This window comes from Allorhizobium ampelinum S4, from assembly GCF_000016285.1.
In the GTDB taxonomy this organism is placed as follows: Bacteria; Pseudomonadota; Alphaproteobacteria; order Rhizobiales; family Rhizobiaceae; genus Allorhizobium; species Allorhizobium ampelinum.
In genome coordinates this window covers 752884-779058 of record NC_011988.1, presented here as the reverse complement: position 1 = coordinate 779058, position 26175 = coordinate 752884, and the positions used below count along the sequence as shown (strand labels likewise).

Below are 26175 nucleotides of genomic sequence, written 5' to 3'. Positions count from 1 at the left end.
CTCGCAATTCCGGACGGAAAACCGCAGCACACTTTTCCTGGAATTGCTTTAATAGGCGTCTGCGTTGTCAATGTTGAAATTGTAAAGCTTGCGGGCAGAGCCGTAACGCTTGAATTCTTCCGGCTTCACATCGGTGATGCCTGCTTTCGTCAGAAGCTCCGCCAGCTTTTCCAGATGCTTGGGCTTCATCGCTTTTTCGATGCAATCGGCACCAAGGCTTTTCACCGTGCCACGCACAAACAGCTTGGCCTCGTAGAGTGAGTCGCCAAGCGCTTCACCCGCATCACCCAGCACCACCAGATGGCCAGATTGACCCATAAAGGCGGACATGTGGCCGATATTGCCCTGTACGACAATATCAATACCCTTCATGGAAATGCCGCAACGCGAGGCCGCATTGCCCTTGATCACCAGCAGGCCACCTTGGCCCGTGGCCCCGGCATATTGGCTGGCGTCGCCTTCAATAATCACCGTGCCGGACATCATGTTTTCAGCAACACCGGGACCGGCAGAACCATGCACGGTGACGGTGCCGCCATCATTCATGCCAGCGCAATAATAGCCAACCGAGCCCTTCACCTCGACAGTGACTGGACTATCAATGCCAACCGCCACCGCATGATGGCCGCGTGGATTGATAATTTCAAAGTTGGTGTCATTGGCCCCGGATGTCACAGCATGCAAAGCGCTGTTCAATTCGCGCAGCGGGGTTTGGGAAAGATCAAAGATTGGCATTACACGTCCCTCAAGCTGCTTTTTCGTGGTCCCAGAAATAAACGGTGGCGGGTTCCGGCTCCCAGATGCGGGCGGTATCGATGCCCGGCAGATTGACCAGCGCGCGATACTCAGAGCCAAAAGCCACATATTGGTCCGTCTCGGCCATCACCGCAGGCTTGCAGGCGATGGGATCGCGCACCACGCCAAAGCCGGATTTGGTGCCAACCACGAAGGTGAAAAAGCCATCGAGATCATCCAGCGCACCCGTCAGCGCCTGCCCAAGATCCTTACCCTTGGCCATTTCAGCCGTGAGGTAAGCGGCGGCCACTTCGGAGTCGTTCTGGGTTTCAAATTTGATGCCTTCGCGGATCAATTCACGGCGCAAATTGTTGTGGTTGGAGAGGGAACCATTGTGCACAAGGCATTGATCGGCCCCCGTGGAAAACGGATGTGCGCCCAGCGTGGTCACCGCACTCTCTGTGGCCATACGGGTGTGGCCAATGCCGTGGCTGCCGCCCATCGAGCGCACATCAAAGCGGGCCACAACATCCTTCGGCAGACCGATTTCCTTGAAAATCTCGACACTTTCACCAGAACCCATGATGCGGACATTCGGGCGAATCTCGCTCAAAACGCCACGTATGTCGCCAAGCTTTGCTGCATCAATATCAATCACCGCATGGGTGCTTTTCACCGTCACCTGCGCTGGAATGCCAGCCTTGGTGAGATCAGCATCGAGACCAGCAAAATCCACCGAGGGTTCCGGTGATTGAATGGTAATTTTCGCCTTGCCCTTTTCACCTGCGCCGTAAATCGCAATGCCCGCAGAATCCGGGCCGCGATCGGTCATGGTGATCAGCATATCCGAGAGCATGGCTCCCAGCTGAGGTTCAAGGCTCTTGTCTTTCAGGAACAATCCAACAATGCCGCACATGGTCAGCCTCTCCATTTGTCGTTGGACAATGGCTAACAGGCGCGTTTGATAAAATCAATCCTAAAGAATAAAATTTTCCTTTAAGGCAATTATTTTTGATGCGGGTAGGAAATGATGGAGAGATAACGGGCAGGCAGCGCCACCAGTTCTTCGGGGCCATGCGGGGCATCGGCATCAAAAAACAAGCTGTCTCCCGGCTGCATCCGATAGAGGCTCTCGCCATGGCGATAGACCACCTCGCCTTCGAGCATGTAGAGAAACTCCATCCCCTCATGCTGAAAGGTGGGAAACACATCGGATTCGGTGTTGAGCGTGATCAAGTAAGGCTCCACCACCACGCCGGAGGTGTTGTTTTCGATGTGGCCCAGCAAGCTGTAATGATGACCAGCACGGGTGCCTCGCCGCTCCAGATGCACGCCTTCACCTGCCTTGACGAAGCTTGCACTACGCGGCTCTTCATAACCTTTGAAAAAGGCAGTCATCGGCACGCCCAGCGCCTTGGAGAGCGATTGCAACGTCCCGAGCGAGGCGGAAATATTGCCGTTTTCAATCTTGGACAACATGCCGACAGACATGCCCGTGGCCGTTGCCAGATCGGCCACCGTGATGCCGAGTTTTTTGCGAAAAGTCCGCACCTCATGGCCAATGGCCATTTCCAGATTATTGGCCCGTGGTTCGCGCACAGCATGGGGGTCTTGCGCCAATATTGCCTTGGCCGCCTTTGCTGCCTTTGTCTCACTCTTGGCCATGCCTGCCCCTGAATCCTATCTACACTCAATATTTGTGATCTTACGATCTAACCGATTTTGGCTGAATGCCAAACTGCTGTTTGAACGCCCGTGAAAAATGCGAGGCGCTGGAAAAGCCGGTGGCAAAGGCAATTTCTGACAGCGACAGCGGACTTTGCTCCAAAAGTTTGCGCGCATGGGCAAGCCGCATGTGGCGATAGGTGTCGTGAAAACTCGCCTCCATATGGCTAGCGAACAGCCGATCCAGATGCCGGGGCGTAATGCCCACTAGCCGCGCAATCGTCTGCCGATCCAGCGGATTTTCCAATGTGGCTTCCATTTTTTCCAATGCCGTCACCAGTGCCGGGTGATGGGTGCCAAAACGCTCCACCGATGAGCCGCGCTGCGGCGCGCTCGCTTCTGTGACGGCCGTGTGCAGATACCAATCGCTGACTCGGCGGGCAAATTCCGGCCCCATCCGCTCGCCAATCAAAGCATGCATCATATCGAGAGGGGCAACGCCACCGCCGCAGGTCAGCCGATCACCATCCAGCACGTAGCGGGCTTGGCGCGGGGCAAGGTCGGGAAAGGCTTCCCGAAGGGCAGGAGCGTGTTCCCAATGAATGGTAAAATCCCGCTCCTGCAACAGGCCCGCTTGCGCCAAAACATAGGCCCCGCTGGAAATGCCGCCAATGCGCACCCCTTGTCGGGAGAGTTTGCGCAAAGTTGCGTGCATGTCACTGGTATGAATCCAGTCTATCGGATTGCCGCCCGCTACCACAAACAGCGTGTGGCAGGCCGGGCCTTCTGCGGCCAGATCACCGCAGGTAATATCAAAGCCTGCCGAACAGCGCACCGCTTGTCCTCGGAGGGAAAGCGGCCTGATGGCATAAAGCGGTGTTTGCGCCAACAGATTGGCGGCGCGCAGCGGCTCGGTGGCGGATGAGAAGGACATCAGCGCAAAATTCGGCGTCAGGACGAAGCCATAGGTCTGGGTGCTGGAGTTTTCGCTCATGTCCTTTTTATATCTTTAAATGTCTTTTTTGTGCAATGTGATTTGCGTGTGACGGCCTAGTCTTCGAAGCAATATGCGGTGGTCACCAACCATCCCCCGTCCACCAAATCCTGAAACGAGCGGGCATCATGCGCTATTCGGCTTTGTCGATTTTTCTGAACGGTCTTCGTGGCAATAAAAACTGGGCCGCCCATTGGCGACAGCCGGAGCCAAAGCCCCATTATGATGTGGTGATTGTTGGCGGCGGTGGCCATGGGCTGGCCACCGCCTATTACCTTTCCAAAACCTTCGGCATCAAAAACATCGCCGTGGTGGAAAAGGGCTATATCGGTTCCGGCAATGTCGGGCGCAACACCACTATCATCCGCTCCAATTATCTGTTGCCGGGCAACAATCCCTTCTACGAATTCTCCATGAAACTATGGGAAGGGCTGGAGCAGGATTTCAATTTCAATGCCATGGTGTCGCAGCGCGGTGTGGTCAATCTCTACCATTCTGATGCCCAGCGTGATGCCTATACAAGGCGCGGCAATGCCATGCGCCTGCATGGCGTGGATGCCGAATTGCTGGACCGCGACGCCATCAAGGCCATGCTGCCGTTTCTGGATTACGACAATGCTCGCTTTCCCATTCAAGGCGGTTTGATGCAGCGGCGCGGTGGCACGGTGCGCCATGATGCCGTGGCTTGGGGCTATGCTCGGGGTGCGGATACTCACGGGGTAGACATTCTTCAAAACTGCGAAGTCACTGGAATTCGCCGCGAAAATGGTAAGGCGGTGGGGGTGGAAACCACACGTGGCTTCATCGGTTGCGGCAAGCTGGCGCTGGCGGCTGCGGGCAATTCATCCGGCGTGGCGGAAATGGCGGGGTTGAAATTGCCGATGGAAAGCCATGTGCTGCAAGCCTTTGTCTCGGAGGGGCTAAAACCCTTTATCGATTGCGTCGTCACCTTTGGCGCGGGCCATTTCTACGTATCACAATCGGATAAGGGCGGGCTGGTGTTTGGCGGCGATATTGATGGCTATAATTCTTACGCCCAGCGCGGCAATCTCGCCACCGTTGAGCATGTGGCGGAAGCGGGCAAGGCGATGATTCCGGCGCTGTCGCGCATCCGCGTACTGCGCAGCTGGGGCGGTGTGATGGACATGAGCATGGATGGCTCGCCGATTATCGACAAGGTGCATCTGGACAATCTCTATCTCAATTCCGGCTGGTGCTATGGCGGCTTCAAAGCCACGCCTGCCTCGGGCTATTGCTTTGCCCATCTCATCGCCAAGGGCGAGAGCCACGAAACGGCGCGTGCCTTCCGGCTGGATCGGTTTGAACGCGGCCACATCATCGATGAAAAGGGCCAGGGTGCCCAGCCGAACCTTCACTAAGGATTCTGATTATGGCGAGCCTTATTCCCTGCCCCCATTGCGGGCCACGACCCAAAGAAGAATATACCATCAAGGGTGCCGCTCTTGCACGTCCAGCGCCCGATGCTGGTCCTGATGTCTGGCATGATTACGTTTACTTGCGCGATAACCCGCGTGGAGCCTATGAGGAATATTGGCACCACACCTCCGGTTGCCGTCGCTGGATTGTGGTGTGCCGCGACACCGCCACCCACGAAATTTCCGCAAGCTTTGATGCATCAACACGCAAAGGGGTGAGCGCATGACATCCTATCGTCTCAAAAGCGGCGGTCTGGTGGATCGCACAACCGCGCTTGCCTTCACCTTTGATGGCAAAGCCATGAACGGTTTTGCTGGCGATACACTGGCGTCTGCGCTTTTGGCCAATGGCCAGCAATTGGTGGGCCGCAGTTTTAAATATCACCGCCCACGCGGCATTCTGACGGCGGGTGCCGCCGAGCCGAATGCGCTGATGACCATTGGCCGAGGTGGGCGCACGGAGCCAAACACCCGCGCCACCATGCAGGAGCTTTACGCCGGGCTGGAAGCCAACAGCCAAAACCGCTGGCCAAGCCTTGAGAATGATATTGGCGCAGTTAACAGCCTGCTGTCGCCGTTCCTTAGCGCTGGTTTCTACTATAAAACCTTCATGTGGCCAGCAAAGTTCTGGGAAAAGCTCTATGAGCCGGTAATCCGCAAGGCCGCTGGCCTCGGCAAGGCAAGTTATGAAGCCGATCCCGATGCCTATGAGAAATGCTGGGCGCATTGTGACCTATTGGTGATTGGTGCGGGTGCTGCGGGCTTGATGGCGGCTCTGACTGCCGGGCGTGCCGGTGCGCGGGTTATTCTGCTGGATGAGCAGGCGCAAATCGGCGGCGGGCTTTTGGCTGAAACATCATTGATTAATGGTGTTGCCGCCTCTGATTTTGTCGCCACCACACAGGCAGAGCTGCAAAGCCTGCCCAATGTGCAAATCCTTGCCCGCACCACCGCTTTCGGCTGGTATGATGGCAATGTGTTTGGCGCGGTGGAGCGGGTGCAAAAACACATCGCTGTCCCTGCTGCCAACCGCCCGGTGGAGCGGCTTTGGCGCATTGCGACGAAGAAAGCCATTTTGGCCACGGGTGCCGAGGAGCGCCCGCTGGTGTTCGGCGGCAATGATATTCCGGGTGTGATGATGGCAGGCGCCATGCGCCGCTATCTCAACCACTATGGCGTCGCGCTGGGCAAGAAGACGGCCATCTTCACCACCAATGACAGCGGCTATGCACTGGCGGCAGACCTTGAAGCCGCAGGCGTTAGAGTCACAGCCCTGATCGATAGTCGCCGTGATGCAACGATCGCTTATCAGGGCAAGGCGCGATTGGTGCGTGGTGGTTTGGTCAGCAATGTTTACGGCGGGAAATCCGTTGAGGGGCTTGATCTCTGGCGCGAAGGGCAGTTGGAACGGCTTGAGGTGGATAGTCTTGCCATGTCGGGCGGCTTCTCGCCGATCATTCATCTGGCTTGCCATCGGGGTGGTAAGCCGCGTTGGTCAGATGAGCATTCGGCCTTTTTGGCTCCGGAGGGTTTGAACAATCTGGTTTTGGCGGGTTCTGCGTCTGGTGTCTTCGGGATTGTGGCCTCAATGGCGTCTGGTTTTGAGCAGGCAAAACAAGCATTGACGGCTCTGGGTTTCACGATTCAAACGCTGGATATGCCGAGTGTTGAGGGTGACATTATCCCCACTCCAGCCAAGCCAGTCTGGTCCATTCCCGGCATCAAAACCAAGGCCTTCGTGGATTTCCAAAACGACGTCCATACCAAGGATCTCGGCCTTGCAGTGCAGGAAGGCTATGGCCATGTAGAGCTTGCCAAGCGCTACACCACCAATGGCATGGCAACCGATCAGGGCAAGCTCTCCAATGTCAATGCCATCGGGTTGTTGGCGGAAGCCCGGCGCGTATCTCCGGCAGAGGTTGGTACCACGACGTTTCGGCCCTTCTACACCCCGGTGTCCTTTGGCGCGCTGGCTGGCACATCGCATGGCAAACATTTTCAGCCGGTGCGGAAATCACCCTTGCATGATTGGGCCGCAAAGAACGGTGCCACCTTTGTGGAAACCGGACTGTGGTATCGCTCGGCATGGTTCCCACAATCCGGGGAAAACGGCTGGCGCAAAAGCGTGGACCGCGAGGTCAAAAACGTCCGGACCAACGCCGGGATTTGCGATGTTTCCATGCTGGGCAAAATCGAGATTTGCGGGCCGGATGCGGCGGAGTTCTTGAACCGTGTCTATTGCAACGCCTTTTTGAAACTGCCCGTGGGCAAGGCCCGCTATGGGCTGATGCTGCGCGAAGATGGCTTTATCTATGACGATGGCACCACCAGCCGCATGGACGAAAACCGCTACTTCATGACCACCACCACGGCCTATGCGGCGGGCGTGATGAACCATCTGGAATTCTGCGCCCAAGTGCATTGGCCAGAGCTGGATGTGCGGCTGGCGTCTGTGACCGATCAGTGGGCGCAAATGGCAGTGGCTGGGCCAAAATCCCGCGCCATTCTGCAAAAACTGGTTGATGAGGATATTTCCAACGAGGCCTTTCCCTATCTTGCCGCCAAGGATGTGTCCCTCTTGGGTGGTCGATTGAAGGGGCGGCTGTTTCGTATTTCCTTCTCAGGCGAACTGGCGTTTGAGCTGGCCGTTCCTGCCGATTTTGGCGAAAGCATTGCCGATGCAGTGATGCTGGCGGGCAAGGAACATGGCATTCAGCCCTATGGCATCGAAGCCTTGTCAGTGCTGCGCATCGAAAAAGGCCATGTGACCCACAATGAAATCAATGGCACGGTGGTGCCTGCCGATCTCGGCTTCGGCAAAATGGTCAGTGCCGCAAAGCCTGATTTTATCGGCAAGCATATGCTCAACCGCGAAGGCCTGACGGCCCCGGATCGCCCACAACTGGTCGGCGTTGTGCCTCTGGATGCTAAAACAAGCTTCAAAACGGGCGCGCATATTCTGAACAAGAATGCCGATCCAACGCTTGAGAATGATCAGGGCTATGTCACCTCATCCTGCTTCTCACCGCATGTTGGCTGCACCATTGGCCTTGCGCTGGTGAAGGGCGGTGCCGCTCGCCATGGTGAGGAGGTGCTGGTCTGGAATGGTCTTCGCAACGAGTTTACGCCCGCCAAGCTGGTCAGCCCGGTTTTTGTTGATCCCAACAATGAGAAGCTTCATGTCTGAGAACGCCCTGCCTGACTCTGTCCTGGCCGATTTCCACCTTGTTCGCCGTCCAGCACTCGCCACCAAGGCGGTGGAGCGGTTTGGTGTGCTAACGCTGGAAACCGTGTTCGACGCAACCATTCTGCATGTGCTGGGCAAGCCTGGCGATGTTGCACCAATGCCACCGCAAGGCTTTGATCTGCGCAATGCCGGACCCGGCCAATGGTTTGCCGTCGGACATGCAAGTGCCGATCACGCTGCGGCTACCTTTGGCCCAACCGCCTTTCTTGTCGATCAAAGCCATGGCCGCACACTGATCCGCATCAGTGGCGCGCCAGTGCGCAACGTTCTGGCAAAAGGCACCGCGCTTGATCTTCACCCCGATCAATTCGCAATCGGTAGTGCTACGACGACGTTGATCGGCCACATCTCCGTCAATCTCTGCCGTACGGGTGAGGACCAGTTCGAGCTTCTGGTGTTGCGCGGCTTTGCTGAGAGCCTCTGGGACGAGCTTGCGGGGATGGCGCGGGAGTTTCAAGAATAGCGACGTAATTTATCGAAACCGATACCGCTGTCTGCTCCGTTCTGCTCAAACTTCTTCCGAGGAGTAAACGTGCCAGAAAAATCTAAGAGCGACGCATCGAGAATGCGCCTCCTTGCAAAGGAGACGCATTTTCTCGACAATATCAGCAATCAAGCCCTGAAAATCAAACCCATACCGCCAATTGCTGCGGCTTAAGCACTTGTCCGCCTAAGACAAACTCGCCGGATACCGGAATGGTCCAGTCCTCAGCCCCATAATTGAAGGCGAATGTGAGGTTGCCACGGCGGCGGATGCGGATATGCTCTGGTAAAACAAGGGTTTCGAGACCAGCCTTTTCCGCCAGCACCGCCAGCGTTGAAGACAGCAAAGCCTCGTCGGGCCAGCAGGCCAGATAATGGTGGTCGTTCTGGCTCGTCAGGGCCGGATCGCCGTTTTCGAATGTGGCGATGACGGTTGCCGTGGTTTCCAGATATTCCCGCCAGCGGATGGCCCGGCCCGAAACTGAGCCTGAAACGCTATCACCAAGACGGGGCCGCAGTGAGGCGACTTGCGTTTGGCGCGTATCGGTCAAAGGAGCCAGCGGACCGGGCGGCAGGTTTTCCGGAATACGGAATTTCTCGTCGCGTGAACCGGTGCGCGGACCGTACAGCACGACGGCATCGGTGTTTTTAAAGGCCGCAAGCGCCGCCTCGTTCACCTGCATCAGGCAGGGAACGAGCACCAGTTTATAACCGGACAGATCAGCACCGGGGCGCACAAAATCCACGTCCAGCCCCAGGCGGCGGGCTGCTTCGTACCAGCGAAACGCCAATTCCTCGTAGCGGAAATCCCGGCCCTGCGGCTGGATGGTTGTCGCCCAATAGCTGGCATAGTCATAGACCAGCGCCACGGGTGCCTGAACGCTCTCTGGCAGATCGCCAAGCGCTGCCAGTTCGCCAGCAACGGCATGCGCTTCCAACCCGCCCACCGACCATTCATCAAGCCCCGGCAGATTGAGGCCTGCATGCATCTGCTCCTGCGCAAACGGTGCCTGGCGCCAGCGGAAATAGCTGACCACCTCTGCCCCATGCGCCAGCGCTTCCCAGGTCCACAGCCTGACCATGCCGGGCTTGGGAACCGGGTTCCACGGTGCCCAATTGACCGGACCGGGCTGCTGCTCCATCACCCAGAACCGGCCACGGCCAACACCGCGGTAGAGATCATGGTGGAAGGGCGCGATGTCGGGATGGGAGGTTTCCGCCCAACGATTGCGCTCGTCTTCGGTAAACGGGAATTTTTCGACGAAGCCGATCGGATAGCTATCCCAGCTGGCGAGATCGAGATTGTCGCCCACCTGGAAATGATCGAAATCATTGATGAAACCCATGAAGTTATGGGTAATCCAGCGGCCCGGTGAATGCTTGCGGATGATGTCCACCTGCATTTTATCATAGGCGGCCACCTGATCGGAGGAGAAGCGCCAGAAATCCAGCCGCTGCGCCGGGTTCGGCTCGGTCACGGTGCGGGTGGGTAGCTCGACCTCATCAAAACTGTTGACCTCCATCGACCAGAACACCGAGCCCCAGGCCTCATTGAGCTGGTCGGTGGTCTGATACCGCATCCGCAACCAGCGGCGGAAGGCCTTCAGGTCTTCAGGCCCCCAAGATACGGTGGTGTCATGGCAGCCGTATTCGTTATCGGTCTGCCAGCCAGCAATGCCCGGATGGGTGCCGTAGCGCTTGGCGATGACTTCAACGATTCGAGCGCTTTCGGCCCACCAGATTTCGCTCGAAAAACTATAATGGCGACGCGAGCCGAAGCCGCGCACATTCCCGTCGGCATCATAGGGCGCAATGTCGGGATGCTCGTCCATCAGCCATTTCGGCGGTGTGGCGGTCGGGGTGCCAAGCACCACCTTCAGGCCCGCCTCATGCAGAATATCGATGGCCCGGTCCAGCCATTCGAAGGTGAACTGACCCCGCCTCGCCTCCAGCCGCGACCAGGCGAATTCGCCGATGCGCACATAGGAAATGCCAAGCTTGCGCATGTTTTGCGCATCGATATGCCATTGGCTCTCCGGCCAATGTTCGGGATAATAGCAAACGCCCAGCATTATCGTGTCAGGTCCCCGTTGATCACCGCCTTGCCGGCCTCGTCAAACAAATGACACGCGGCGGCGGGAATGCCGATAGACAGGGTTTCACCCGGCTTGGCCGTCGCCAGTCCATCCGCCTTGACGGATAATTCGGTCCCATCGGCCAGAGTGACGAAAAACAGCGTTTCGGAGCCGAGATATTCGGCCAACCGAACGGGCCGCGACAGAACAAGGTCCCCCTTGCCCGTCGCATCGATATGTTCGGGGCGAATGCCTAAAGTCATCTTGCCCGGGCTGATTGCCTTGCCCTGCGCATCTAGCGTGATTGCCGCGCCATCGGCCAGCGTCACCACCACTTTGCCGCCGTCGGCGGGCGCGACGGTCACAGGCAGAACATTCATTTTCGGCGAGCCGATAAAGCCTGCGACAAACAGGTTATTGGGGCGATGATAAAGCTCCAGCGGCGTGCCGACCTGTTCGATCAGGCCAGCCGATAGCACGACGATCTTGTCGGCCATGGTCATGGCTTCCACCTGGTCATGGGTGACGTAGATCATCGTCGCCTTCAAATCCTGATGCAGCTTGGACAATTCCGTGCGCATCTGCACCCGAAGGGCGGCATCCAGATTGGACAGCGGCTCATCGAACAGGAAGACCTCCGGTTCCCGCACGATGGCGCGGCCAATGGCGACACGCTGGCGCTGACCACCGGATAATTGGCCCGGTTTGCGCTCCATCAGCGCATCCAGTTGCAGCAATTCGGCTGCTTTTTTGGTCCGTGCCTCAATCATCGGCTTGGGATGGCCGGTCATTTTCAGACCAAAGCCGATATTGTCGCGCACCGTCATATGTGGGTAAAGCGCATAGGACTGGAAAACCATGGCAACACCGCGCTCAGACGGGCCGATCCGGGTCATATCCTTGCCGCCAATCGTCAGCCCACCGGAGGTAATATCCTCCAACCCGGCAATCATCCGCAGCAGGGTGGATTTGCCGCAGCCGGATGGGCCGACGAACACGCAGAATTCGCCGTCCTTGACGTCGAGATCGACACCCTTGATGACGCTCAGCGCGCCGAATTGTTTCTTGACGCCCCGCAGGCTTACATCAGCCATGGTGGTCTCCTCCCTCAACAGGTTCCAGTTCCAGCAGGATTGCGCTTTCCGGCCGCAGCATCGGCAGCGGCAAGCCGCCAAGCTTGAGATCTGCAAGCTCAAACGTGACCTTGCCAGCCAACAGGCGCTTCTGCCCTTCGGATATACGAATGAAATTCGGCTGAGCCGGATGCGTGGCGGCAATTTTCCAACGTCCGCCGATGCGGGTCACACCATCAGGCAGGGTCAGCGGCTCAGGCTGTTCGCCCCCCATCTGCGGGCCTTGAGCAACGAAGACGGCGATGCGCTTGCTGTCCGCCGCACCCCAGACATAGCGCCCATCGCGCGGCTCCTTGGAAAAATTGGCGCTTGGCGCATGCAGCAAAGGCCGCAGCCGCTTGTGGATGGCAATCCAGGTCTTCAGCTCAGCGCGTTCCTCGCCTTCCAGTTCCAGCGGGTTCAACTCGACGCCAAGGTGATAGGCCAGTGCCACCAGCGCCCGGAAGGCCAGCGTATGGCGGCGCTCCGTCTGGTGGTTTGGCGAGGCCGAAATATGGCTGCCAAGCACTTCCGGTGGCACGAAAACCGAGGCGCCGCGCTGAATTTCCAGCCGCTCCAGCGCATCAGTGCAATCGGAGGTCCAGACCCGGTGGGTGCGGGCAAGCGCACCATAATCAATCCGGCCACCGCCGGACGCACAGCTTTCGATCTCCACCTGCGGATGGGCTGCCCGCACCCGGTCCATCAATGCGTAGACGGCGCGGGTCTGGGCTGAAATTTTCGCCCGCCCATCGCGCCCACCTGCATGGGTCAGGTCGCGGTTCATGTCCCATTTGACATAGGAGACAGCATGATTGGCCAGCACCGCGTCGATCTTCTCAAATAGATAGTCGCTGACCTCCGGTCGTGTCAGATCCAGCACCAGCTGGTTGCGCGATGTAAGAAGCGGGCGCCCCTTGACCTGCAAGACCCAGTCGGGATGCAGTTCATAGAGGGTGGAGACCGGGTTGATCATTTCCGGCTCGAACCAGATGCCGAACTGCATGCCAAGGCCGGTGACGTGATCGACCAGCGGCGACAGGCCGTCGGGATATTTGCGGGCATCGATATCCCAATCGCCAAGGCTGGTCGTGTCGTCATCCCGCTTGCCAAACCAGCCGTCATCCAGAACGAAACGCTCAATGCCAAGTTCGGCAGCGGAGGTCGCCTGCGCCTTGAGCGATCCCATCTGGTGGTCGAAATAATTGCCCTCCCAGGTATTCAATGTCACCGGACGCGGCGACATCGCACCATCAGGCCAATGCATCAGGTCATTGCGAACAAAGGCATGGAACGCCGCCCGGTCCGCACCGGCATAGGCAACCGGGCTGCGATAGTTCTCGCCCGGCGCAAGGATCGTCTCGCCCGGCTCAAACAGTTCGCCGAGATGCACGAGGCGACGGCCATCGTCCAGCCGGTCGATGACGGTCTGGTGGTTGCCGCTCCAGCCCAGCGTTACACCGAAGCTCTGCCCCTCGCCTTCGATTGTCAGCATCGGAAACCGGTCATGGGAGGTGCGGCCCCGGCGGCTTTCCTGTGCCCAGAGGCCGGTTCCCAACGTCTCACGCCAGGTCTGGAATTCACGGCCCCACATGCCGGTAAAGCTGACCACATCGACCTGTCCAGCAGGAGCAAGGAAGCTCGCTGCCATGCAGCGGTCCAGGATGTAATCCTCACCGTCGATATTCTTAAGATCGGTGGAGACACCGATCACGCCCGACGGAAAAGTCTCGAAACGCAGCGTGATCGCCATGCCCGCCACGGCATCCTGAGCGCAAAGCAGCGTGATCCGCCCGGTCTTTTCCACCGTCCAATCGGCAAATTGCAGGATGAAGTCGCGGCCGGATCGATGCCCTGAAATGGCAGGCCAGCCGAAAAAGCCCATGCCACCCACCGGCAGCAGCACCGCCGAAGGCACGGCCTCATCCATGCCGTTGATACGGCTGGAGCGTTCGACCTCGGACAAAGCCGAGTCAGCAACAGGCGTCTCACCAAAGCCGATGATTTCCGGCATGCCGATCTCTGGCATCCGCAGGCTCAAGACGAGCCCGTCCGCGCCAATCTTTACAATATCATTCATCCCTTGGTTGCTCCAAGTGTCAGCCCGGCAATGAAATGCCGCTGCATCAGGAAAAACATGGCGACCGGTGGCAAGGCCGCGACGATCGACCCGGCAGAAACCAGGTTCCAGGCGGCGACCCACTGACCGTTCAGCGAATAAAGCCCCGCCGTGACAGGCATGGCAGCCTGGCTCTGGACGAGAACCGTGGCCCAGAAATAATCGTTCCAAACAAAGGTGAAGACCAGCACTGACAGCGCCGCAATGGCGGGCCGCATCAGCGGCAGCACGATATAGCGAAAGATCCGCCATTCCGACACGCCCTCGACCCGGGCGGATTCGATCAGCGCAAATGGCAGGCCCTTGATGAAATTGCGCATGAACAGCGTACAGAAGCCGGTCTGGAAAGCGACATGAAACAGCACCAAGCCGGTGACCGTATCATACAGCCCCATTTTCAGCGTCATGTCACGCACCGGCACCATGAGGATTTGGAAGGGAATGAAATTGCCAGCAACGAACAGGCAGAACAGGACGATATTGCCCTTGAACTTATAGGTCGCCAGTGCAAACCCGGTCAGGCAGGACAGCGCCACAGCACCGATCACGGTTGGAATGGTGATCTTGAAGGAATTGAGGATGTACCAGCCCAGCGGCGAATTCTGAAACACCGCGGAATAGTTCTCAACACCGGCAAAGCCGGAGGGAATGCCGAAATAATTGCCAGCGGCCAGATCGCCCGCAGGACGCACCGAGGTCAGCGCCACGCCCAACAAAGGCAGCAGCCAGAGAACCAGCGCGACAGGCAGAACAAGATTATAGCCATACCGAACAATCGGCGAAGCTTTCTGGATCGGGGTCGGAAACATCAGGTATTCCTTTCCTGGCCAATCATCCGCACGACGAACAGCGTGATGAACACCATCATGATCAGGAACAGGACGACGGCGATGGCCGCGCCATAACCCATGCGGAACCCGTATTCCGACAGCGCTTCCTCATACATGTAATAGGACAGCACCCGGCTGGAGCCGTAAGGGCCACCAGCCGTCATGATCGACACCAGGTCGAAGGAGCGTAGCGCGCCGATGACGGTGACGACCATGGCGATGAAGGTGGCAGGCGCCAGTTGCGGCAGGATGATGTTTTTGAGCAGTGACCAGCCCTTGGCCCCATCCATGCGGGCGGCTTCCACCTGCTCAGGATTGATATTGTTGAGACCGGTCAGATACAGGATCATGCAATAGGCGGTCTGCGGCCAGAGACCGGCAACGATGATGCCATAGGTAACGAAACGCTCGTCGGCCAGAACCGCGAAATCCATTCCGGTCAGATGCTTGATCAGCACGGAAAACAATCCGAAATTCGGTGCATAGAACCAGGTAAACATCAGGCCGACCACGACCTGGCTGATAACGAAGGGGAAGAAAAACAACGATTTGTAAAGCCGGATGCCGGTCACAGTCTGATTGAGAAACAGTGCTACTGCCAATCCGCCGGGAATGGCCAGAAGGTAGAGCACCAACCAGATCAGGTTGTTTTGCAGCGAGGTATAAAAGGCCTCGTCGCCCAGCAATTCCTGATAGTTTCCAAGCCCGATCCAGACTTTTTCACCGATACCGTCCCAATCGTGAAAGCTGATCCAGACAGACTGGAAAATCGGTAAAACGACATAGATGACGAACATCACCAATCCGGGCGCTAAAAACAGCCAGGGGGCAATGCGTTGCTGGTGACGTTTCCAAAATCCGGATGAAACAGGAGCAGCAGTGCTCACGGCAGCACCTCCGTTAATGCAAGGGCTGAGGGATAGCGAAGCATCCTAGCCGTTCTGTGACTGAAAATCGGCCGAATGCCACTTGCGCGACATCCGGCCGTCGGGAGAACCGATTATTTGTAAACGCGGGCACGGACCTTATCGAGACGGGCCAGGATGGCATCGACCTTGTCAGGCTTGACCATGAACTCCTGGAAGCCTTCCATGCCGGCCTTGGCCATATCGGCAGGCGCGTCACGATCATAGAACTGCGCCAATGCGTAAGCGCTCGACAACATATCGAAACCGGCGCTGAGGAACGGATCGCTGGATTTTTCCGACTTGTTGTTGATCGGCAGCTGGCCAAGGGTGGCGTTCATCTTGGTCTGGGTTTCCGGCTTCGCGAGATAAGCCAGGAATTTGCGCGCATCCGTCTTGTTCTTGGCGCCCGAGGGAATGTGGAAGGATTCGGTCGGCGCATCTTCCGCCCGCGGCAGGCCGGGGGTGATTTCCGGGAATTGCAGGAAGCCGATCTGCTCTTCCTTCAAGCCGCCATCCTTCATCGGGGCCACGGCAAAGTTACCCATCAAATACATGGCCGCCTTGCCCTGCACGAATTGCGGCATGGCATCCTGCCAATCAAGTGCGGCATGGTTGGCGATGAAATAGCCGGGCTTGATCAGTTCATCCCATTTCGCAAACACGGCTTTGACGCGCGGGTCGGTGTAAGGCACCTTTCCGGCCGTCAGGTCCATATGGAATTCATAACCGTTGACGCGCAGGTCGAGATAGTCGAACCAGCCTGCCGTCGGCCACAGTGCCTTGGTGCCGATGGTAAAGGGTGTGATACCGGCCTTTTTCAGCTTGTCGCAGGCCGCCAGCAACTCGGCCCAGGTCTTGGGCGGCGTGATACCTTGAGCGGCAAAAATATCCTTGCGGTAGTAAATACCCCATTGATAGGTGGAATAGGGAATGCCCCATTTCTTGCCATCGATTTCCATCGACTTGGTGGCGGATTTCAACTGATTGTTGAGATCGTCCTTGGCCCAGATATCGCTGACATCCTCAAACAGGCCAGCCTTGACGAAGGGCGCCATGCGGTTGCCAGAATACCAGGACACGACATCCGGCGCGTCAGCTGTCAGAAAGTTGCGGATCGCGGATTTATAGCCCTCGTGGTCGAAATTATTCCATTTGACGGTCACGTCAGGATTGGCGGCCTGGAAATCCTTCAGCAGCTCTTCCATCGCCTTTTTCGGCGTTGGGTCCGACTGATCGGAATTGAGCACAATCTGACCAGCAAACGCCGTTGACATGGTCAATGCATAGCCAAGCGCCAAGCTCGGCATCATTTTAAAGCAAATCATCACATTCCTCCCCGGAATCATTGTCTGCGGTATGACAGTAACCTCGTCGCCTGCAGAAGGCATTCAAGGTCGCTGTCACATTTTATATCTCCAGCATGATGTCTTGCCTCAGCCGAACGGCCCCAAGACATCCTGCCCTCTCTGCAACTCTCAGCTTCTTTGCGTCTGCCTCCTGCAAAAGCGCCTTGACCGTGCGCCAGAAAGCCGCAATCTACCTCCGAAATCCAGGCTTAAAATTCCGGTATCCTAAGATTTTCGGTGCGAAATGACTCGACGTCCTCCCTTGATCAACAGACTTGGTGCAACACCTGTACACCCCGAGCGCGATCCCGCCCATCCCCTGGTTGTATTTGGCGATAACCGCTTCTGCGCCGGAGAATTGCTGGATGTCCAGAAGATGGCTGGGCCGCATATGCACAGCCAAATCGAGCTGAATTTCGTGCTGGAAGGCTCAATGACCTATTGGTTCGATGGCCGGGAGCTGACGATTTCGGAAGGCCGGCTCTGCCTGTTCTGGGGGATGATCCCCCATCAGGTGATCGACCGGCGGGAAGGCACCCGCTTTATCTGTCTTTATGTGCCGATGTCGGTGTTTCTGGGATTGGCCAGCCTCAGCCAGTTTCGCGACTCGGTGTTTCGCGGCGCCGTCATCGAGGCTTTGCACCTGCGGGCCTGGGACCGTGAAATCTTTCTGCGCTGGCGTGACGAATTGCTGGGTGGCGATGAAGGCGATATCGAGATCGTCCGCAGCGAACTGACCGCCCGCCTGATGCGGATCGAACGGGACGGCTGGCGTGACCTGCGCGAACAGGGATCGGCGCTGGCAAGCCTCGGTCAACGCGATGCGGGCTGGATGCTGCATGTGGAAAAAATGCTGCGCTTCATCGGCGAGCACGCACCTGACACGATTTCTGCCGAGGATGTTGGCCGCGCCGCCGGTCTGCATCCCAATTATGCCATGAGCCTGTTCAAGCGTGCGGTGGGCACCACCATCAACCAGGCGATCATCCGCCACCGGCTGGACACCGCCCAATCCCTGCTGATTTCCTCCGATATGCCGATTACTGAAGTGGCCTACGAGTCAGGCTTTGGCTCGCTCTCGACCTTTTACGAGGCCTTCCAGCGTCGGTTCATGGAAAAACCGGTCCAATATCGCCGCCGGATGCGAGCGAAAGGCACCGCGGCACAGTCAATCGCATAATCGCCTTGCCGATGTTAAATATGATTATTATCATCATGTTTTCTTGACGCCTGGAAATCCCCATTCTAATCTGCGGTCGGTTGCAGCAAGCAATCGATCAAGCGGCGGAAAAACCCATGGGTTCAACGATCCAGATGTCCAGGCCGTTGGTGCGTGGCGTTCTACCCACCATCGACGATGACTGGTCGCCCGACATGCCGGGCGACGAGCGCTTTGCCTTTTGCCGCGGCAAACTGCTGCTGGACCCGCCTGAGGATGCCGAGATTATCCCTTGCACCTCGCTTTCCGACCCGGATGTGTTTGCCGATATTATCGCCCGCTACACTTGCAAGTTTCCCGGCGCTGACAAGCGTGCGGTAATCTCGATGTGGACGCTCTATTATTTCAGCATCCTGACCATTGCGCCTACGGTCCACCGTCTGGTGCATCGGCGGCAATTATCACTCGGGCTTTCCCAGCTATCGCTGGTCTGCGATCCACAGACAGCCGAACCAAAAGCGTTCCTGCTGTCAGGTCCAGGCCGCCCCGCTGGCCAGGCCCCCGCGATAAACGATCTCCACGCGATCCTGCGCGACCATGCCGCGCCACTGATTACCCTCATTGCCGGGCATTGCGGCGTTGCGCCGAAGCTGATGTGGAACAATGTCGCCGTCTATCTCAACTGGATCATCAAGGAAATCGGCAATCAGGCCGGTCCGCACCTGATGGAAGAAGCCATCGAGATCATCTCGGGCCAGCATTGGCCAGATGGCAGTCGCAATCCATTGTTTGGAATGATCAAGCTGGCCCGCCGCCAATGCGGTATGGATCATTTCCAGCGCAAGGTCTGCTGCCTGCGCTATAACCTGCCGGGCGTTCCCGGATGTGGCGACCTCTGCCCCCTGCCCGATGGCCGTCGCTAGAGTTTGTCAATTTCAGGCGAATTCAGGACAGTCCCATCGGCTAGGGACGATTACTCCCCGTCCGCCAAAGGCTTCACAAGCATCAGACACGGATGATCTTCGTGCCAGAGGGTCGGAAACACCTCAGCGCGAATAAATCCATTCCGGTCGTAGAAGGCCCGCGTGGCTTCGTATTGCGGCTCCTGTTTGCCACGTGGTGCCAGGGTCTTCACCGTCACCAGTCGGCAACCGGCTTTGCGGGCAAAATCCTCCACCACTGACAGCAGGAGCCTGCCTGCCCCCTTGCGGTGATAGGCCCGGCGGGTACCGATCGCCACGATTTCCACGGCATCGGGCAGATGCGGTTTCAGCATGACAAATCCGGCCACAGTGTTCCCGTCAAGGCAGCCGAACATCGGCAAGGTCTCTGCTGCATTCGCGCAGGCATCGATCACCGCAGGCTCCGTAAACCAGTCGGACAGTTCCGACATGATCTCGCGGCAGATTTCACCCTTGTCGGCGGTCAATTCGATAATAACAAGCACAATAATCACTCATCTTTTCAATTATTTTTATCGTAAAAACGTGGTGCGCCATTGCGGTTTCAGACAGAAAATGCAGGCATAACGCCACCCGCATTTCAGAAATCCGCAACGGCAAAATCGTAAACCCGGTCGAGGTCTCCCGGCGTCAAGCCGCCGAACGATTGCAGTAGAGCGGATGCACCTCCTCGCTTAGAGGGGGCATCGGCAACGCATCGCGTTTACCTTTGCGGCTCGAGGCTCGGCATTTTACCCCATCCGGGCAGATGGCAGCCAGGCATTGCGCATGGGCATCACGCAGCAAACCGCAGACCAAGGCGCAGGAGACACCTGCCTGCCTGGCGATAATATTTTGCGGCACCCCTTCGAAAAAATGGTCCTCGTAGAATTTACGCGTCCGGGGCGGCATAGCCTCGATGGTGCAGCAGAAGGCCTGATAGGCTTCCACCTCGCGCAAATGCTCTTCGGGGCTGCCGTAATCGGATGTGCTATCGCCCTCCTCCTCAACGGCAAACAGGCCCCGCTCATAACGCAGCCGACGCATATGGTCGGTGGCGAGATTGCGCACCATCCGCATCATATAGGACGCTGGAACCGCAATATCCGGCGGCAATGGCTTTGCAACAAGTTGCAAAAGCACTTCCTGAACGATGTCTTCCGCCAAAGAGGCACAACCGGTAATCCGCCGCGCGGCCCCCAGGAGTTTCGACTTGTTCATCAGGGCAGTTTTTATCTGTTCGTCACATATCGATTGCGAAATATTGGCTATCATGTCGGGCTCGCCTTGAAATCCCAGATTGAAACCGTGGAATTCCCCCCTTTATTTCCGGGGCACACTAGAAAACATGATTTAATGAGTCAAGATAAAATCGAGAGACCCTTGCCATTTCTGTGATCAATATCAACCTACTGATTTTCAATATTTATTGAATATACAATATGCGAAAAACAAAGGAGTGGCGTACTCAAAACACGCCTTAGCATCGTTGCAATCCACGCCCTGCCCGCCACTATTCCTTGCGGTGCGGCGGCAGCATTGACCCCGCCTATTGCATCGTACTGAACGTTGGAATCTGTACGATGCAATAGGACTTTGTTTTCTCATCGGAGGGTCCGAAAAGCGGCCTCAACTCTTTCGTAGGATGCCTTATTCGGCAGCCTCCCCCAGACGAGAAGACATTTCGGATGCCCTCCCCTGGCTTTCCCACTGCACCAGAGGTTGCGGTTGCACCAAATCGAAATAGTCATAGCCAAGCATGGCATTGACGATAACGGCACTTCTCCAGGCAGCCAGACTGAGCTGTGGCTCGGCAATCCCGTGGCTATGACGCCCGGCATTCAGTACAAAAATCCGGTTTTCCTCCGGCCCATCCCACTTGAGCGAAAAATCACGATTGAGCACAGGTTCCCCAAGGCTGTTGTGCTCGATCCGATCTTCAAACGAGCGCAGGAATTCCGGTAATTCGAAGCGATAGCCGGTGGCAGCGACGATCATATCGACCTCAACCGTTTCGATTGCGTCGTCAAAACCATTGCGCATGGTGAGTTCGATTGTCGCCCCATTGCGCTTGGCGGCGATCACATCGCGATGCGGACGCAGCATCATGCCGTCATCCCTGCCTGCCGTTTCCAGTTGCCGCTCATACAGTCGGCGATAAAGCTTCTTCAGGGTCGATGGCGAAACGCCGTCACTGGCCAGAAGCTGGCGGCGGGTATGGGTAATGCGAAGGTCCTCGGCCAGACCATGGAAACGATCCATATAGGCCGGGGTGAACAGTTCATTGGTGAAGGGCGTCGCGTCGAGCGGCTCAAAATTCGCCCTGCGGCTGATCCATTGGATCGAAGCCACGCTTTTCAAGTCAAGCAGCGCATCTACGATTTCAGCGCCGCTCTGGCCGCCGCCAATCACCGCCACCCTGCGCGCCTTGATGCCGCCGAGCCGCTCTGTGGCCTCGCTGCTGTGGAAAATCATCGATTTTGGCAGGCCTTCGGCCCAATCTGGCAGGGATGGTTTCTTGCCGATACCAACCGCCATGGTGCGGGCCAGAACGCGGGTGCCATCGACATCGATGGACAACAGCCGATCCGCCACATCGACCTGGCGCACCGTTTGATCGAAGGACAGCGATGGCAGGCCACGGGCCACCCAGCCCAGATAATCGGCAAATTCCTTGCGCGGCACCGCCTCATATTCGGCATTCAAAAACTGGTAGAAGCGCTTGTGGCGCACCAGATAGGACAGGAAACTCCAGGGGCTGGTTGGGTTGGTGCCTGTGACCAGATCTTTCAGGAAGGAGGTCTGCATATCGGCACCCGGCAGCATCATGCCCGGATGCCAGGAAAACGCCGGGCGGCTGTCAAAAAATTGCGCCGTGACCGCTGGGATCGAATCCAGCTGCGCGGCAAGGCTGAGATTGAACGGACCAATTCCGGCTCCCGCCAGATCGAGCACGTGGGATGTCATGATTGCACTCCAGACTGAGTTTGAAAACAAAAGGGAGGGAAAATAAAGAGCCGGATTACGGCTTGACTTGAATGGCCAGATCCAGCCGCTGGGCAAAACGCTGATGGAAACGGGACTTGCCGATAATCGACAGATGGTTGGTGCCAGTCACCAATTCGCAAGCCGTCGCATTGGGCGAATAGCGTCGCCAATCGATGACGCTGAGGCCCCGCGTCACCGAATCTTCAGCGGAAAATGCATGGATGCGGAACTCCGAGGCTTTCAGCTGATAATTGCGGAAAATCATCGCGTTATCGAGCAGAACCCAGAAAATATGCTCTTCTGAGCCGATATCCGGCCCATCGACAGGCAGCGGCACGTTATGCTTAACGATATGATGCAGGAATTGCTCGTAAACCTCCGCATCCATCGCCGCCATCAGCGTCAACCAGGCCTCGCGCATCGGCGCTACCTTTAGCCAGCGTTGCACGGCGTCATGGGTGCGCTCACGCACCCCAGGCTCGAAATGCGGCCAGACGCCAATGGCGAATTCATCGCCCATGTCGCAGACATCGACCATGCCGATCATCCGAAGATCGACGTCATTGCCAAGCTGCTGCGCTGCCTCATAGGCGAGAAGCCCGCCCCACGACCAGCCAAGAAAGGCGCAAGGCCGTCCCTTGGCCTGGCTGCGCACCGCTTCGGCGTAGCGGGCGGTAATATCCTCGACCCTGGTGCTGAGCGCTGGCGTTTCCGTCAGCGAATAGCAGACGAAGCCCGTGGCCGGCTGGTTCGGCCCGAGATAATCCACCAACCGCATATATTCCCGCGTGCTGACCAGAAGACCCGGGAAGCAATAGAGCACCGGACGGTCGCCGTCGCGGCGCAGATAGATCGCCCCGACCTTGTCCTCCTGCCGGTTTTCGTCCATCGCCAGTGCCAGATCCCGCACGGTCGGATAGTTGAACATGTCGGCAATGGTCAGCGGCCATTTCGGATGCTGCATTTTCAGCCGCGAAACGATCCGCACTGCCGCCAGCGACTGGCCGCCGACATCGAAGAAGTTTTCGGTGACGCTGAGTTCTGCGATATCAAGGATCTGTTTCCAGACCTCCAGAATGGCGGCTTCCTTGTCGTCGGCGGGGGGGACGATATCACGTTGGAGCTTCGGCAGCGGCAGCGCGCTGCGGTCAAGCTTGCTGTTCGGCCCCATCGGCAACGCATCGAGCACCATGATATGCTGTGGCACCATGTAATCCGGCAGGGCGGTGACGGCGGCGCGACGAAGGTCGTTGACGTTCACATCCTCGTCTTCCCGAGCCACCACATAGGCGATCAGCGCGCTGCGTCCGCTATCCTGATGCAGCAGCACCACGGCTTCCGACACATTCGGATCAGCCCGCAGCACCGCCTCGATTTCGCCCGGCTCGATGCGATAGCCGCGCAATTTGATCTGGTGATCGACACGACCGGCAAATTCTACCGTGCCATCTTCGCGCCAGCGGCCCAGATCGCCGGACTTGTACATCCGCCCACTATTGGCGGAAAACGGATCATCAATGAAACGCTCCGCCGTCAGCTCCGGCTGGCCGAGATAGCCGCGGGCAATGCCGCTGCCGCCGATATGGATCTCGCCGATCACCCCGACCGGCACCGGCACAAGATCGCTATCCAGCACATAGATGCGACGGTCGCCGACGCCCCGGCCAATCGGCGCAACCGTTCCCTCAAACCGGGTTCCCGCCGGGATTTTCCACACCATCGGCGTCATGATGGTTTCGGTTGGCCCATATCCGTTGATCAGCATCTGCGCCTTGAGATTGTCGGTCAGCAGATCGAAGACCGCCTGGGATAGCGCTTCACCGCCGAAGGAATAGAGCCGCAGCTGCGGTATTCCGCCCTTTTCCGCCGCATATTCGGCAAGACCCCTGACATAGCTGGTCGGCAGGCTGGCATTGTTGACGCCGTGCCTGCGCATCAGCGCGAAAGCATCTTCCGGCGTCGCCAGCTTATCCGCCGTTAGCACCACACCGCCACCCGCCATCAGCGGCACCATCCAGCGTTCATGCCCGCCATCCGAGGTGAAGGGCAAGACCGGATATTCGCAGGAAGTCTCATCCATTTCATAGATGCGCAGCGTCGCCTTGCAATGATGCGCCAACGGACCATGCTCAACGGCCACCCCCTTGGGGATACCGGTGGAGCCGGAGGTATAAATCACATAGGCAAGCTGGGCCGGTGCAATGGCGATGACCGGCGGCTCGGTGCTTTCCGAGGATAGATCGAGCTTGTCGAGATTGAGGATCGGCGTGCCGATGTCACGCGGCAGATCGGTGATGTAGCGGCTGCGCGAAATCACCAGCGCCAGACCCGGCGCGCTGAGGATATGGCGATTGCGGGCCTCGGGATGATCCGGCTCGACCGGGGTAAAAGCGCCACCGGCTTTCAGCACCGCCAAAATGGCGATAATCGCATCAATGGATTTGTTCAGCGCCACGGCGACCCGGTCTTCCGGGCCGATTCCCATGGCGACCAGCCGATGGGCGAGCCGGTTGGCGGCGGCCTCCAGCGCGCCATGGGTAATTGACGTATCGCCCTGAGCCACCGCGAAAGCGTCTGGCCTGCGCTGCGCCTGCGCTGAAATCACCTGATGGATCGGCGTACCATCATCAGTCTCCGGCTGGTCGGGATAGGGTGCTGACAGCCGATCCAGCTCTTCAGCCGGCATGAAGGCAATCGCTCTGACCAGCTGCTCCGGCTGCCCCCGCAGAGCCTCGAACGCCAGACGGAGATCGTGGGCGAACCGCTCGATTATTGCATCACTATGGCTCTGCGGATCATAGCCCAGCCGGATCGCCAATGTCTGCGTACCCAGACCGGAAACGGTAACCACCAGACCTGCATCGCGCCGCGCAGGCGGCTCCACCAGAACGGCGACCGGCTGACCGGCCAAAACCTGGGCCTCCACCTGCAGGGCGGGCCGCACATCCAGCACCGTTGCAACCAGGCTGGTTGCCTCGAATCCATCGTCGCGCCGCGCCAGGGCATTCGTCAGCGCTTCGAACGGCAAGCGGTGGGACAGCGCGGTGGCAACCCCCTCGCCCAGCCGTTCGCGCACCGCGCTGAGAGCCAAACGACCGTCGATCTCGCTGGTGACGAGCAACAGATCTTCGGTGCGGGTCACAACCGGGCAATCAGCCTGCCGCGTTACCAGCCCGATCCGCTGGGTACCGCAGCCGCTATAGCGACGAAGCACAATGGAAAGCGCCGCCAGACTGTCATGTGTCACATCGGCCATGGATGCGGAGGCAGAGCATGCGACCTCGACGCGTTTTTCGCGCCATGCCTGCTGATCAGAACTGGTCACGCCTACCGCTGGAGCCTGGGTTGGCAGCATCGCCACCGTCTCCTGTGCAGCCAACCGGTGAAACCAGAAATCGGCGTCAGCATCTGAGGTTTGGGGCATTGCTGCGCCCTGGGCCAACCAATGTGAGGCCTCGATCAAACCCGCCTCTTCGCCCACCAGATCAACCTGCCGATCTAGTCCAACAAGAAAATCGACCGCCAACCGGTCGAGTGCCGACCGGTCGCCGATAAGAGGATGCAAGGACAACAGCACACCAACCGCCTGCCCCCCAGCCGTAAATAGCGTCAATTGACCGGCGGCATCCTTTTCCAGGTCGAGCGCCCTTCCGGAATAAGCGGCGGACGCCTGCTTTAAGGCTACCTCCAGATCCTCATCCCTTGCCAGAACACACTCAACAACAGGCAAGGTTTTTTGGCCGAGCAACTGATAAACGATCCCACCCGCCCGGACCTCAAAGCGACGATTTAACAGGGGATGACGACGCATCAGCGCTTCAATTCCAGCGTGTGCACGACCAATCCCGACGGACGCGAAGCGAAAGCCGATCGACTGACGTCCATAGACCGCCTCATGGCCCGCCTGCGACAACAGCCAGATCCGTGATTGCTGCGATGATAATGGCCATGCACGCCCCTCATCGAATCCGGGTTTGGCGATTGATGCGGCCGTCGTTGCCCGATCATGAATTGTCATTGCTTCCAGAGCCTCGCGCTTTTGCAGTTTTCATCTGAGTTTTTATTTATAATTTTCTACTTCAATAAAATTCTGATATATTTTTAAAGCAACACCAAAGAAAATCAGATTTTTTATTA

20 protein-coding genes are annotated in these 26175 nt (G+C 57.8%); 6 read left to right on the top strand and 14 right to left on the bottom strand.

All coding sequences use genetic code 11. The features are described from left to right. Window positions 1–48: 48 nt before the first annotated feature. The 4 genes from AVI_RS20560 to AVI_RS20545 form a co-directional block, all read right to left on the bottom strand. Entirely contained in the window at window positions 49–735 is a 687-nt protein-coding gene (locus AVI_RS20560; RefSeq protein ID WP_012654066.1) for a GltB/FmdC/FwdC-like GXGXG domain-containing protein, read from the bottom strand. A gap of 10 nt (window positions 736–745) precedes the next feature. Next, window positions 746–1651, bottom strand: coding sequence for a class II glutamine amidotransferase (locus AVI_RS20555; protein ID WP_012654065.1), 906 nt, complete (start codon window positions 1649–1651; stop codon window positions 746–748). Between the two features lie 89 nt (window positions 1652–1740). Further along, window positions 1741–2400 carry a helix-turn-helix domain-containing protein gene (locus tag AVI_RS20550; RefSeq protein WP_012654064.1) on the bottom strand — a complete coding sequence of 220 codons (660 nt, stop codon included), beginning with the start codon at window positions 2398–2400 and terminating at the stop codon, window positions 1741–1743. A gap of 40 nt (window positions 2401–2440) precedes the next feature. Then, window positions 2441–3394, bottom strand: a complete 954-nt coding sequence (locus AVI_RS20545; protein ID WP_012654063.1) for a GlxA family transcriptional regulator — start codon at window positions 3392–3394, stop codon at window positions 2441–2443. Between the two features lie 128 nt (window positions 3395–3522). Here AVI_RS20545 and AVI_RS20540 point away from each other — a divergent pair, with 128 nt between their 5' ends. Genes AVI_RS20540 through AVI_RS20530 form a run of 4 tightly spaced genes read left to right on the top strand, consistent with a single transcriptional unit; the run spans window position 3523 to window position 8540 of the window. After that, window positions 3523–4773: a sarcosine oxidase subunit beta family protein gene (locus AVI_RS20540; protein WP_012654062.1), complete on the top strand. Its 1251-nt coding sequence runs from the start codon at window positions 3523–3525 to the stop codon at window positions 4771–4773. Window positions 4774–4784: 11 nt separating this feature from the next. After that, the gene (locus tag AVI_RS29735; RefSeq protein ID WP_012654061.1) at window positions 4785–5057 is read left to right on the top strand and encodes a sarcosine oxidase subunit delta; all 273 of its coding nucleotides are present in this window, start codon (window positions 4785–4787) and stop codon (window positions 5055–5057) included. Then, entirely contained in the window at window positions 5054–8017 is a 2964-nt protein-coding gene (locus AVI_RS20535; RefSeq protein ID WP_012654060.1) for a sarcosine oxidase subunit alpha, read from the top strand. The genes AVI_RS29735 and AVI_RS20535 overlap by 4 nt, the downstream gene beginning before the upstream one ends. Beyond that, window positions 8010–8540, top strand: coding sequence for a sarcosine oxidase subunit gamma (locus AVI_RS20530; RefSeq protein WP_012654059.1), 531 nt, complete (start codon window positions 8010–8012; stop codon window positions 8538–8540). Before AVI_RS20535 ends, AVI_RS20530 begins: the two co-directional genes overlap by 8 nt. 163 nt (window positions 8541–8703) lie before the next feature. Here AVI_RS20530 and AVI_RS20525 read toward each other — a convergent pair whose 3' ends face one another. The 6 genes from AVI_RS20525 to AVI_RS20500 all read right to left on the bottom strand — a co-directional run bounded on the left by AVI_RS20525 (window position 8704) and on the right by AVI_RS20500 (window position 16929). After that, window positions 8704–10632, bottom strand: a complete 1929-nt coding sequence (locus AVI_RS20525; RefSeq protein WP_012654058.1) for a beta-galactosidase — start codon at window positions 10630–10632, stop codon at window positions 8704–8706. After that, window positions 10632–11729, bottom strand: a complete 1098-nt coding sequence (locus AVI_RS20520) for an ABC transporter ATP-binding protein (protein WP_012654057.1) — start codon at window positions 11727–11729, stop codon at window positions 10632–10634. Before AVI_RS20520 ends, AVI_RS20525 begins: the two co-directional genes overlap by 1 nt. After that, window positions 11722–13827: an alpha-galactosidase gene (locus AVI_RS20515; protein WP_012654056.1), complete on the bottom strand. Its 2106-nt coding sequence runs from the start codon at window positions 13825–13827 to the stop codon at window positions 11722–11724. The genes AVI_RS20520 and AVI_RS20515 overlap by 8 nt, the downstream gene beginning before the upstream one ends. Beyond that, complete coding sequence (locus AVI_RS20510) at window positions 13824–14675, bottom strand: carbohydrate ABC transporter permease (RefSeq protein WP_041698573.1); 852 nt, start codon at window positions 14673–14675, stop codon at window positions 13824–13826. Before AVI_RS20510 ends, AVI_RS20515 begins: the two co-directional genes overlap by 4 nt. Further along, window positions 14675–15583, bottom strand: a complete 909-nt coding sequence (locus AVI_RS20505; protein ID WP_012654054.1) for a carbohydrate ABC transporter permease — start codon at window positions 15581–15583, stop codon at window positions 14675–14677. Before AVI_RS20505 ends, AVI_RS20510 begins: the two co-directional genes overlap by 1 nt. 113 nt (window positions 15584–15696) lie before the next feature. Beyond that, window positions 15697–16929 carry an ABC transporter substrate-binding protein gene (locus AVI_RS20500; protein ID WP_012654053.1) on the bottom strand — a complete coding sequence of 411 codons (1233 nt, stop codon included), beginning with the start codon at window positions 16927–16929 and terminating at the stop codon, window positions 15697–15699. Window positions 16930–17194: 265 nt separating this feature from the next. Between AVI_RS20500 and AVI_RS20495 the strand changes: the two genes are divergently transcribed. Together AVI_RS20495 and fhuF are read left to right on the top strand one after the other, a co-directional pair. Then, window positions 17195–18130: a helix-turn-helix domain-containing protein gene (locus tag AVI_RS20495; RefSeq protein WP_012654052.1), complete on the top strand. Its 936-nt coding sequence runs from the start codon at window positions 17195–17197 to the stop codon at window positions 18128–18130. 116 nt (window positions 18131–18246) lie between these two features. Continuing rightward, window positions 18247–19032: a siderophore-iron reductase FhuF gene (gene fhuF / locus AVI_RS20490; protein WP_012654051.1), complete on the top strand. Its 786-nt coding sequence runs from the start codon at window positions 18247–18249 to the stop codon at window positions 19030–19032. 50 nt (window positions 19033–19082) lie between these two features. Here fhuF and AVI_RS20485 read toward each other — a convergent pair whose 3' ends face one another. From AVI_RS20485 to AVI_RS20470, 4 genes are all read right to left on the bottom strand, one after another. Beyond that, the gene (locus tag AVI_RS20485; protein WP_080517052.1) at window positions 19083–19502 is read right to left on the bottom strand and encodes a GNAT family N-acetyltransferase; all 420 of its coding nucleotides are present in this window, start codon (window positions 19500–19502) and stop codon (window positions 19083–19085) included. Window positions 19503–19701: 199 nt separating this feature from the next. Then, window positions 19702–20325 carry a sigma-70 family RNA polymerase sigma factor gene (locus AVI_RS20480; protein WP_012654049.1) on the bottom strand — a complete coding sequence of 208 codons (624 nt, stop codon included), beginning with the start codon at window positions 20323–20325 and terminating at the stop codon, window positions 19702–19704. Between the two features lie 375 nt (window positions 20326–20700). After that, the gene (locus AVI_RS20475; RefSeq protein WP_012654048.1) at window positions 20701–22017 is read right to left on the bottom strand and encodes a lysine N(6)-hydroxylase/L-ornithine N(5)-oxygenase family protein; all 1317 of its coding nucleotides are present in this window, start codon (window positions 22015–22017) and stop codon (window positions 20701–20703) included. Window positions 22018–22072: 55 nt separating this feature from the next. Next, entirely contained in the window at window positions 22073–26056 is a 3984-nt protein-coding gene (locus AVI_RS20470) for a non-ribosomal peptide synthetase (RefSeq protein WP_012654047.1), read from the bottom strand. Between the last annotated feature and the right edge of the window lie 119 nt (window positions 26057–26175).